The sequence below is a fragment of the Bacillus cereus group sp. BfR-BA-01381 genome, assembly GCF_022663555.1.
In the GTDB taxonomy this organism is placed as follows: Bacteria; Bacillota; Bacilli; order Bacillales; family Bacillaceae_G; genus Bacillus_A; species Bacillus_A pacificus.
This window is the reverse complement of the sequence record NZ_JAKUFR010000126.1, coordinates 1-10,973: the sequence shown is the minus strand read 5'-3', so window position 1 is coordinate 10,973 and position 10,973 is coordinate 1. Positions and strand designations below refer to the sequence as shown.

The following is a 10,973-nucleotide window of genomic DNA, read 5'->3' as shown; positions in this document are numbered from 1 at the left end:
ACCAGTGCTTTGCGCTGCTGGGCTTGTCAGACGTGCTGCTAAGCGGCTAAGTGTTAAGGACTGAATCCAAACTGTTCCAGGTCCTTCTAACGTTGCGAAGAATAAACCTTCGCCGCCAAATAGAGCTGTTTTTACTTTTCCAACGAACTCGACATCGTAGTTAATGTCTTTTGTCATGGCAACGAGACAACCTGTATCGATGCGAAGCTTTTCGCCATGTTTTAATTCACGCTTATATACAGTTCCGCCTGCATGCATGAAAGCAAGTCCATCACCTTCAAGTTTCTGCATGATGAAACCTTCACCGCCGAAGAAACCAGTTCCGATTTTTTTCGTAAACTCGATACCGATAGAAACACCTTTTGCGGCACAAAGAAATGCATCTTTTTGACAAACTACTTTTCCTTGATATTCTGTTAAATCTACAGGAATAATTTTACCCGGATAAGGGGCAGCAAATGATACGTGACGCTTGCCGTGACCTGTATTTGTAAATACAGTCATAAACATGCTTTCGCCTGTAACGAGACGCTTACCAGCACCCATCAATTTTCCAAATAAACCTCCAGATGGGCCAGAACCATCGCCGAAGATTGTTTCCATTTCTATGTAATCTTCCATCATCATCATTGCGCCAGCTTCTGCGATCACGCTTTCTTCTGGGTCTAACTCAATTTCAACAAACTGCATATCATCGCCGTATAATTTATACTCGATTTCGTGTGCTCTCATTTTTTTTCACCTCGTATGTAATAGATACTTATATTGTACAGAATTTAATAGGATTAGAATACTTTAGTTTTGTTAATTTTCAAATAAAGTGGGCGCACCCAAAACGGATTAGCAGCTTCCGCCAATCAAACTGTTCACAAATGGGGGGATAAAATATGAATATGGAAATTCAACATTATATTAAAATTATAAAAAAATGGTGGGATGAAAGTGTTCTCATTTGACGTTTTGGATATAGCGTGATATAGTGAAATCACTATTGAGCTACATAATGTGGTACGGAAATAAAGCACGTTGAATTAAAGGCTGTAAGCTTGTTATACATTCATGTCCTTTATATCCACCTTTTCATGTGGATTCATAGTTTCATTTTTATTTAGGAGGTACATGACATGCAAACAGGTAAAGTTAAATGGTTCAACAGCGAAAAAGGTTTCGGTTTCATCGAAGTTGAAGGTGGAGACGATGTATTCGTTCACTTCTCAGCTATCCAAGGTGACGGATTCAAAACTTTAGAAGAAGGTCAAGAAGTTTCTTTCGAAATCGTTGAAGGTAACCGTGGACCACAAGCTGCTAACGTTACAAAAAACTAATTAGCTAGCGATAAAAAGCATTCCGATTTTCGGAATGCTTTTTTTTATTCTTTGGAACTCGACTCATTTGAAGACAATTCGCCCTTAAAGGTACGCTCTTCAAAGTCATCAAGCATTTGCTCATATTCTTCATGTTCTTCCGTAGCGAAAACTTGCGGATTTTTTCCATACATATCTGTACCGATAAAGTTTTCAAAATCCTCTACGTAGCCTACGTTTTCTTCACTATTTACGTACATGCCATTATAGTTTTTCGAATCTTGTCTTTCTAAATCAGATGGTGTCTCAGATGTTCCGTAATTGGCAACATCTTGCCATGCATCTTCTGCATCATATTCAACAGAATGATCTTCATCATGTTTGTGGAAAGAAGGAGACAATACTTCTTCTTCGACTGGTCGTGTATTCATATTTAACTTATTTGTTGCGTGCTGAACGCATGTTGTAGCGGTTGGCATCGCTTCTAATCTTTCAAACGGAATTTCTTCACCAGACACTTCGCAAATGCCGTACGTACCCGCTTCTATTTTTTGCAGGGCATGTTTCGTATCCTCTAATTGTTTATGCCAAAGTTCAATAAGACCGAAGTCTTTTTCACGTTCATATAGCTCTGTTGCCATATCAGCCGGATGGTTATCATAGCTAGATAATTCTCCAACAGATTCACGTTCAGATGCACGATCTTCATTTTCATGTGTTTGTATCGTTTGCTCTAGTTCTTGCTTTTGTTTTTCTAAAACGGATTTAAATTGATTTATTTGTTGTGGAGTTAACATAGTCGTCCACCTTCCTACAATTCAGTTTCTTTACATAGTATGAGCGTTGCGAGTAGGAATTATGAGCTGAATTTGGTATATGAAAAAGGAGCCGCATTAGCAGCTCCTTTTAAAGGAAATATCCAAGTAATAATCCGATTCCCATTAAGAGACCGAAGATTGTATTTGTTTTTGCTGTTGCTATCATCGCAGGTACCATTTCCATTGGAATGTTTTTGCCGATAAAGCCTTTCGTCGCTTTATATGCTTTCGGTGCACTTAAAAATACGATAAGCATCCATGGTGATACGATGCCCACGATAATTAAAGCAATTGTCCAAATGTAGGAAACGATGAACATAGAAGCAAGTACACCAACTGCTCGCTCGCGTCCAACGAGAATTGCTAACGTTTTACGACCGTTTTCTTTATCGCCATCTAAGTCACGGATATTGTTAGCAAGTAAAATGGCACCAATTAAAATTGAGCTTGGAATAGATAGTAAAACGACTTCTGATGTTACAGTTCCAGTTTGAATAAAGAATGAAATCCCGATAATAATGACACCCATAAATAATCCGGCTGTTAACTCTCCAAATGGTGTATAGGCAATGGGAAGGGGGCCACCCGTATAAAGGTAAGCAACGGCCATACAAACAAGACCGATTGCAGCAAGCCACCAGCTAGAATTCATACAAATATAAACACCTAATAGTATTGCGATACCGAAAAATCCAAATGCTAAGTTAAGCACTGTTTTTGGCTGAATGCCATCGCGAACGATAGCGCCGCCGATACCAACTGAACCCTCGTGATCAAGTCCTCTTTTATAATCAAAGTATTCATTAAACATGTTTGTTGCTGCCTGAATGAGAAGACAAGCAAGAAGCATTATAAGGAAAAGAGGGAGATGTATTTGATTTATACCTCCGACCTGCATTGCATAGGCTGTTCCGATGAAAACAGGAACGAAAGCTGCTGTTAATGTATGGGGACGTAGTAAACTCCACCAAATGCGCCAGCCTGTTTGCTTGCTTGGCTTTGGCGCCGTAGGAGAGGAATTCGTTTCGACGTTCATTTCCATGTTGAATCCTCCTTTGGTCACATATTGTACACAACTAAGTGTAGAAAAAGCATCATTTAGTGTCAACGTTTATTTTCTAGGAAGAGAAGGTGAATTTCTCAGAAATGCTAAACGTTGACAGGCCTTTCGTTTGAGGTGTATCTTAAAATCAAGCGTAATTATGACTATTTTTCGCCCATAGGGGGGAGACAATTGTGATTCAAACGAAACAAAAAGGCTTGCAGGAAGTTCTGAGTGCAGCCATTAAGCATGCAACTGATGAAAAAATATTGGTTAGTTTTGTAAAACAAATAGACTGGATGGATCCGCTTCTGTTTTATGCAGCAGGTAAAAGGATCGCATTCGAAAATAGATGTTATTTTGCAGACCCAGCTCAGCATGTAATATTTGCTGGAATTGGTTCTGTTTTCACTATAGCAACTGCTTCTCACAAACGCTTTCAAACTGCTCGTGACGAGTGGGATAAAGTAAAAGAGAAATCATTTGTACAAAGAGAAAGATACGAGTTTGGAACAGGTCCTCTTTTATTTGGTGGATTTTCATTTGACCAAGAAAAAGAGAAAACAGATTTATGGAAAGAATTTGATGATACGACATTTTCACTACCAGCATTTTTATTAACTGTAAAAAATGAAAAAGCATGGTTAACAATGAATACATTCGTTTCAGAAACAGATTGTGCAGAAACTCTTTATAACGAAATTGTTTCTTTAGAAGAGAAAATTTTGGAGGAGAGTAAATGTGCACTGGGAGGATCTAAATTAACAGTTACTTCTAAAGTAGAAGTAGATCCGAAAGGCTGGATGAAGGCTATTGAGAAAGTGCAAGATGAGATGAAGCAGGGGAACGTGCAAAAGGTTGTATTAGCGAGGGAGCTAAAAGTAGAGATGGATCATCATATTGATTCTGGGCTTGTTTTAGAAGCACTTCGCATTGGGCAACCAGATTGTTACGTATTTTCTTTTGATTATAAAGGAGCATGCTTCTTAGGAGCGACGCCAGAGAGATTAATTCGCAAAGAAGATGAGAAGTTTACTTCAATGTGTCTTGCTGGTTCAACTGGTCATGGTCAATCTATAGAAGAAAGTAAGCGAAATAGTGATGCGCTTCTTCATGATGAAAAGAATTTAGCTGAACACGGTTATGTTGTGAACATGATCAGGTCTGTATTAAATGAGCACTGCGAATCCGTTAATATTCCGGAAAGTCCGGGCTTATTAACAACGAAAAACTTAATTCATTTATATACGCCTGTAGAGGCAAAAGGCGATGCGAGTCTTTTAACAATGGTAGAAGAATTACATCCAACACCAGCTCTTGGCGGGACACCTCGTTTGGAAGCGATGAAACTGATTCGTGATGTTGAATTGTTAGACAGAGGATTATATGGTGCACCGATTGGCTGGATAGATGATGAAGGAAATGGTGAATTTGCGGTTGCACTTCGCTGCGGATTATTAAATGGCAAGAAAGCATCCTTATTCGCCGGTTGCGGGATTGTAATTGATTCAGTACCACAACTTGAATATGAAGAAACAAGTTTGAAGTTTAGACCGATGCTTGGTGCTTTGGAGGAATTAATGAAATGAACAATCATATAGAAGCATTATCATATTATTTAGGCGCGTTCGTGGATGAACTGACGCGTCTAAATGTATGTGATGTTGTCATTAGTCCAGGCTCACGGTCAACGCCGATTGCTCTACTAATGGAACAACATGAAGGAATGAACACATATTTACATGTAGATGAAAGATCAGCAGGATTTTTTGCGCTCGGTATCGCAAAAGCGAAAAAACGTCCTGTTGCATTATTATGTACGTCAGGAACGGCTGCAGCGAACTATTATCCAGCTGTATGTGAAGCTTTTCATTCGCGAGTGCCGCTTATCGTCTTAACGGCAGATAGACCGCATGAATTAAGAGATGTCGGTGCACCACAAGCGATGAATCAAATTAATTTATACGGCACGTTTGTGAAGCAATTTACAGAGATGGCACTTCCAGAAGCGAATGAGGCGATGTATCATTACGCTCGCATGACAACGCAGCGTACGATAGCAAGCGCGCTTTTAGCACCGCAAGGACCTGTTCATCTTAATTTTCCAGTTCGTGAACCGCTTATCCCGGACTTCTCATTAGAAAGTTTATGGGATAAAGGACGCGGAGAATATACAGGAGTAGTTCAGCGAGGGAACGTGACGATGCCGAGTGAATATGTAGATTCTCTTGTAGGGCGCCTTTCACATATGGAAAAGGGGCTTATTATTTGTGGAGATGATAGTCATTCAGAAATCGCAACGTTTACAACGCAACTAGCTGAAAAAACGGGATATCCAATATTAGCGGATCCACTTTCTAACATTCGTAGTGGACACCACGATAAAACGATGGTAATCGACTGTTACGATACATTTTTACGAAATGAGCTGTTAAAAGAAACGTGGAAGCCGGAAGTTATAATTCGCTTCGGTGGTATGCCTGTTTCGAAAGCATTAACGCAGTTCATCAAAAAACAAACGAAAGCTGTTCATATCGTTGTTGACGAATCAGGACAATGGAGAGATCCAGCTCTCGTTGCAACAGAAGTTGTCCAAGCAAGTGATATTGCATTTTGCAGTGCACTAATAGAAAAAATGCCAGTTATGAAAAAGAATGTTTGGTCCCAAATGTGGCAACATATAAACGAAAAAACGAAGGAAACGCTTCGTGAAATGGAAACATATGATACTGCGTTTGAAGGAAGAGTCATTACGGATATTGTCCGCGTATTACCAGAAGGAGCAACGTTATTTGCGAGTAATAGTATGCCAATTCGTGATACAGATTCATTCTTTTTCACATCGGATAAAAATATTCAAGTGATGGCTAATCGCGGTGTAAATGGGATTGATGGAATCATTTCGACAGCTTTAGGAGCGAGCATGATTTGCGATCCGCTCGTATTAGTAATCGGTGATTTATCATTTTATCATGATTTAAACGGATTATTAGCCGCAAAATTACATGAGTTAAATATAACGATTGTTGTTGTAAATAATGACGGTGGTGGTATTTTCTCATTCTTACCACAATATGAGAAAAAGGAACATTTCGAATCATTATTTGGAACTCCAATTGGGCTTGACTATGAGCATGTTGTCAACATGTACGGTGGTTCATTTAGCCGTGTAAATGGTTGGGAGCAATTCCGTGAAGAAGTACAAAAGGGAACAACGACAGAAGGTTTACACGTTGTGGAAATTTGTACGAACCGTGATGAAAACTTAACGTTGCACCGTACGTTATGGGCAAAAACACAGGACGTCATTACTACATCGTTGCAAGGTGAATCAAAATGAACGTAACGCTGCAAGGTGTATCGTATGAATATGAAGTAGTCGGAAGCGGGGAACCACTTCTACTTCTTCATGGTTTTACGGGAAGCATGGAAACGTGGCGTTCCTTCGTTCCTTCTTGGAGTGAGCAATTTCAAGTCATTTTAGTAGACATTGTTGGGCACGGAAAAACGGAAAGTCCTGAAGATGTGACTCATTATGATATTCGAAATGTAGCATTGCAAATGAAAGAACTACTAGATTACCTTCATATTGAAAAAGCGCACATACTTGGTTATTCAATGGGCGGTAGATTAGCGATTACGATGGCATGTCTATATCCAGAGTATGTACACTCTCTTTTATTAGAAAATTGTACAGCTGGGCTTGAAAGTGAAGATGAGCAAAAAGAACGCTGTGAAAAAGATGAGCGGCTTGCTCAGAAAATTGAGCGAGAAGGCATCGAAAGCTTTGTAACGATGTGGGAAAATATTCCGCTGTTTGAAACGCAAAAACGTTTAGCACAAAACGTACAAGAAGCAGTGCGAAAAGAACGACTTGCTAACAATCCAAGAGGGCTCGCAAATAGCTTGCGCGGCATGGGAACAGGGGCTCAGCCTTCATGGTGGAATGAGCTACAAAATTTAAAAATGCCTGTTCTTTTAATGAACGGTGAGCATGATGAAAAGTTCTTTCGCATATTAAAAAACATCGAAAAATGCATCTCTGATGCGAAATTTGTCAAAATTGATGGTGCTGGCCATGCAATTCATGTGGAACAACCGGAAAAGTTTGATACAATAGTAAAGGGATTTCTAAAAACTATGCAGTGATGCTTTTTTCAGTTAAGAATGAAGTTGCACTTATAGAGGAGATCAGAAATATATAAGGAGGTAGTTGTAATGGCTATTGAATGGGTAAAAGAAGGCAATTACGAAGATATTATTTATTCAACATACAATGGTATCGCAAAGATTTCGATTAACCGCCCTGAAGTACATAACGCATTCCGTCCTAAAACGGTAATGGAGTTAATCGACGCTTTTGCACAAGCTCGTGATGATGCGAATGTTGGCGTTATCATTTTAACAGGTGAAGGTGGACGTGCATTCTGTTCTGGCGGCGACCAAAAAGTTCGCGGTCATGGTGGATATGTAGGTGACGACCAAATCCCACGTCTAAACGTATTAGACTTACAACGTCTAATTCGCGCAATTCCTAAACCAGTTATCGCAATGGTAGCAGGTTATGCAATTGGCGGAGGACACGTACTTCATATCGTATGTGACTTAACAATCGCTGCAGACAACGCTGTATTCGGACAAACAGGTCCTAAAGTAGGAAGCTTTGACGGTGGATACGGAGCTGGTTACTTAGCTCGTATGGTAGGCCACAAGAAAGCACGCGAAATTTGGTACCTATGCCGTCAATACAACGCGCAAGAAGCACTTGATATGGGCTTAGTAAATACAGTAGTACCATTAGAACAACTTGAAGCAGAAACAGTACAATGGGCAGAAGAAATTTTAGCAAACAGCCCAATGGCACTTCGTTTCCTAAAAGCTGCATTCAACGCAGACACAGACGGTCTAGCTGGTATTCAACAACTAGCTGGAGATGCAACGTTATTGTACTACACAACTGACGAAGCAAAAGAAGGTCGCGACGCGTTCAAAGAAAAACGCCGTCCAGACTTCGGTCAATTCCCTCGTTTCCCGTGATCAAAAGCGGAGCCGACTGTTTAGCCTCGTTGGCTAAGGTTCTTAGACGGAAGCAGCTCGCCCACAAAGTGAGTCGCAACCAAATGATCAAACCGGAAACAAAATAACTAAGAGACTTGATGTCATATCAAGTCTCTTTCTTTCATGAAAGGAGAATGAGTGATGGAGACGATGCCAAATTGGTTAATGCAACGTGCATTTTTAACACCAGATCGCACTGCAATTGAAATAGAGGAAGAGAAAGTTACTTTTATGCAGCTGCATGAAAAAGTAGTATCTGTTTGTGAACACCTCACGCATGTTGGAGTGAAGCCTGGGCAAAAGGTGGCTGTTCTGATGAAAAATGGTATGGAGATGATTACAGTTATTCACGCCCTATCGTACGTAGGTGCAGTAGCTGTGCTTTTAAATACGCGTCTTTCAAGAGAAGAGCTACTTTGGCAAATGGATGATGCTGAAGTTATTTGTTTAGTGACGGATCAAGATTTTGAGGCTAAAGATATTCCTGTATATTCATTCGCCGACATAATGAATGGACCAAAAGAGGAAGCCCCTATACAAGAAGAGTTTTCTTTAGAAGAGGCGATGACAATTATTTATACGTCAGGGACGACAGGAAAACCGAAAGGCGTTATTTTAACGTACGGAAATCATTGGGCAAGCGCAGTTGGTTCTTCGCTTAATTTAGGCCTTCGTGATGATGATTGCTGGTTAGCTTGTATGCCGATGTTCCACGTTGGCGGCTTATCTCTTTTAATGAAAAACATTATGTACGGCATGCGCATTTTACTCGTTCCGAAATATGATGCGGATTTTATTCATAAAGCACTTCAAACGAGAGGCGTTACGATTATTTCTGTCGTATCAAAAATGTTAACTGATTTATTAGAACGACTTGGGGCAGAGACATATCCACCTTCTTTACGATGCATGTTACTTGGCGGAGGACCAGCGCCGAAACCACTATTAGAAGCGTGTGTAGAAAAAGGAATTCCTGTATATCAAACGTATGGAATGACAGAAACGTCTTCGCAAATTTGTACGTTATCCGCAGATTATATGTTAACGAAAGTAGGGTCAGCTGGAAAACCACTATTTCAGTGCCAACTTCGTATTGAAAAAGATGGCGTAGTAGTACCGCCATTTGCGGAAGGCGAAATCGTAGTAAAAGGACCGAACGTAACAGGTGGTTACTTTAACCGTGAAGATGCGACGCGTGAGACAATTCAAAACGGATGGCTTCATACTGGTGACCTCGGTTATTTAGATGAAGAAGGATTTTTATACGTATTAGATCGCCGCAGTGATTTAATTATTTCTGGCGGAGAGAATATATATCCGGCTCAAATTGAAGAAGCGTTGCTTTCTCATCCGGCGGTAGCGGAAGCTGGTGTTGTCGGTATGACTGATGATAAATGGGGACAAGTACCCGCTGCTTTTGTTGTAAAAAGTGGAGAGGTAACAGAAGAAGAAATTCTTCATTTTTGCGAGGAGAAATTAGCGAAATATAAAGTGCCTAAAAAGGCATGGTTCTTAGAGGAATTACCACGAAATGCTTCGAAAAAATTGTTAAGACGAGAGCTAAGACAATTAGCGGAGGAGATGTAGGTGGAAATAAAAAAAGCGACACTTCATATAACAGAAATGCCACTCGTCATCCCGTTTGCTGCAAGCTACGGAACGTATGAAAAGCGTGAAAGTATCGTCATTGAATTAGAAGATACGGACGGGTGCATTGGTTTTGGCGAAGTCGTTGCATTTTCTGAACCGTGGTATACGGAAGAAACGGTGAAGACTGCGCTGCATGTACTGCAAGACTTTTTATTACCTGATTTATTAAAGGCTGAAATTTCTCATCCGAATGAGGTACCGAGCTTGTTCCAGCATATAAAAAGAAACCGAATGGCAAAGGCGGGAATTGAAGGGGCAATTTGGGATTTATATGCGAAGCGTCAAAAGAGATCACTTGCGACACTGCTTGGCGGAACGAAGTCTGAAATTGAAGTCGGTGTTGTAATTGGGCTTAATACGATTCCGGTTATGTTAAAACAAATCGAGAAGTACGCTGAAGAAGGATACGAGCGTTTTAAAGTGAAAATAAAGCCAGGGCATGACTACGAATTATTGAAAGAGATTCGTAAAGAGTTTCCGCATATCCCGTTAATGGCGGATGCCAATTCAGCGTATACATTAGCGGATACGGAGAGTCTGAAACGACTAGATGAATTCCAATTGATGATGATTGAGCAACCGTTAGCGGATTACGATTTTCTTGATCATGCACAGCTGCAGAAGAAGATTGAAACGCCGATTTGTTTAGACGAAAGTATCCATAGTTTAGAAGACGCGCGCGTTGCGATTACACTTGGCAGTTGCCAAATCGTTAATATTAAGCCGGGACGAGTGGGCGGATTAACAGAATCCATCCAAATTCATAATTATTGTATGGAACATAACATACCCGTTTGGTGCGGCGGTATGGTGGAGATGGGAATTTCACGAGCGCAAAATGTTGCGCTTGCCTCATTGCCGAACTTTACGATTCCAGGTGATATATCCGCTTCTAGTAGACATTGGGAGAAGGATATTATTTCACCAGAAGTGACGCTTGAGGGCGGGAAAGTGATCGTACCGCAAAGCGTTGATACTGAGTATGAAGTAGATCGCGGAAGGCTGGCGGAAATCACGAAGCAGCGGATTGTTTTTGAGCGGTAAATTGATTCTTTAAAATAGCGGGCGAATTTCGTCGTTAATTGTCGGTAAGTCGATATT

10 protein-coding genes are annotated in these 10,973 nt (G+C 40.5%); 7 read left to right on the top strand and 3 right to left on the bottom strand.

The window, feature by feature from the left end; all coding sequences use genetic code 11:
* The coding region (locus MR079_RS25975; protein ID WP_242294898.1) for a TIGR00266 family protein at positions 1–732 on the bottom strand (732 nt) is incomplete at its 3' end.
* A gap of 392 nt (positions 733–1,124) precedes the next feature.
* Between MR079_RS25975 and cspD the strand changes: the two genes are divergently transcribed.
* Positions 1,125–1,325, top strand: a complete 201-nt coding sequence (cspD, locus tag MR079_RS25970) for a cold-shock protein CspD (RefSeq protein WP_001193054.1) — start codon at positions 1,125–1,127, stop codon at positions 1,323–1,325.
* A 44-nt stretch (positions 1,326–1,369) separates the two neighbouring features.
* Here cspD and MR079_RS25965 read toward each other — a convergent pair whose 3' ends face one another.
* A complete protein-coding gene (locus MR079_RS25965; RefSeq protein WP_061182731.1) occupies positions 1,370–2,101 on the bottom strand; it encodes a yteA family sporulation protein in 732 nt (243 codons plus the stop codon).
* 109 nt (positions 2,102–2,210) lie between these two features.
* Complete coding sequence (locus MR079_RS25960; RefSeq protein WP_242294897.1) at positions 2,211–3,164, bottom strand: 1,4-dihydroxy-2-naphthoate polyprenyltransferase; 954 nt, start codon at positions 3,162–3,164, stop codon at positions 2,211–2,213.
* Between the two features lie 194 nt (positions 3,165–3,358).
* Here MR079_RS25960 and MR079_RS25955 point away from each other — a divergent pair, with 194 nt between their 5' ends.
* The 6 genes from MR079_RS25955 (at position 3,359) to menC (ending at position 10,916) form a co-directional block, all read left to right on the top strand.
* Positions 3,359–4,753: an isochorismate synthase gene (locus tag MR079_RS25955; RefSeq protein ID WP_242294896.1), complete on the top strand. Its 1,395-nt coding sequence runs from the start codon at positions 3,359–3,361 to the stop codon at positions 4,751–4,753.
* The gene (menD, locus tag MR079_RS25950; protein ID WP_242294895.1) at positions 4,750–6,504 is read left to right on the top strand and encodes a 2-succinyl-5-enolpyruvyl-6-hydroxy-3-cyclohexene-1-carboxylic-acid synthase; all 1,755 of its coding nucleotides are present in this window, start codon (positions 4,750–4,752) and stop codon (positions 6,502–6,504) included. The genes MR079_RS25955 and menD overlap by 4 nt, the downstream gene beginning before the upstream one ends.
* Positions 6,501–7,313 (top strand): 2-succinyl-6-hydroxy-2,4-cyclohexadiene-1-carboxylate synthase, encoded by an 813-nt coding sequence (gene menH / locus MR079_RS25945; protein ID WP_173601171.1) that lies wholly within the window; start codon positions 6,501–6,503, stop codon positions 7,311–7,313. The genes menD and menH overlap by 4 nt, the downstream gene beginning before the upstream one ends.
* A 69-nt stretch (positions 7,314–7,382) precedes the next feature.
* Entirely contained in the window at positions 7,383–8,201 is an 819-nt protein-coding gene (gene menB, locus MR079_RS25940) for a 1,4-dihydroxy-2-naphthoyl-CoA synthase (protein WP_061185000.1), read from the top strand.
* 162 nt (positions 8,202–8,363) lie between these two features.
* Complete coding sequence (locus tag MR079_RS25935) at positions 8,364–9,809, top strand: o-succinylbenzoate--CoA ligase (RefSeq protein ID WP_242294894.1); 1,446 nt, start codon at positions 8,364–8,366, stop codon at positions 9,807–9,809.
* A complete protein-coding gene (gene menC / locus MR079_RS25930) occupies positions 9,810–10,916 on the top strand; it encodes an o-succinylbenzoate synthase (protein WP_242294893.1) in 1,107 nt (368 codons plus the stop codon).
* The last annotated feature ends 57 nt before the right edge of the window (positions 10,917–10,973 follow it).

Coding starts and splice junctions, on each gene's coding strand:
- MR079_RS25965 (WP_061182731.1), bottom strand. CDS start 2,101: ATGTTAACTCCACAACAAATAAATCAATTTAAATCCGTTTTAGAAAAA.
- MR079_RS25935 (WP_242294894.1), top strand. CDS start 8,364: ATGGAGACGATGCCAAATTGGTTAATGCAACGTGCATTTTTAACACCA.
- cspD (WP_001193054.1), top strand. CDS start 1,125: ATGCAAACAGGTAAAGTTAAATGGTTCAACAGCGAAAAAGGTTTCGGT.
- menB (WP_061185000.1), top strand. CDS start 7,383: ATGGCTATTGAATGGGTAAAAGAAGGCAATTACGAAGATATTATTTAT.
- menH (WP_173601171.1), top strand. CDS start 6,501: ATGAACGTAACGCTGCAAGGTGTATCGTATGAATATGAAGTAGTCGGA.
- menD (WP_242294895.1), top strand. CDS start 4,750: ATGAACAATCATATAGAAGCATTATCATATTATTTAGGCGCGTTCGTG.
- MR079_RS25960 (WP_242294897.1), bottom strand. CDS start 3,164: ATGGAAATGAACGTCGAAACGAATTCCTCTCCTACGGCGCCAAAGCCA.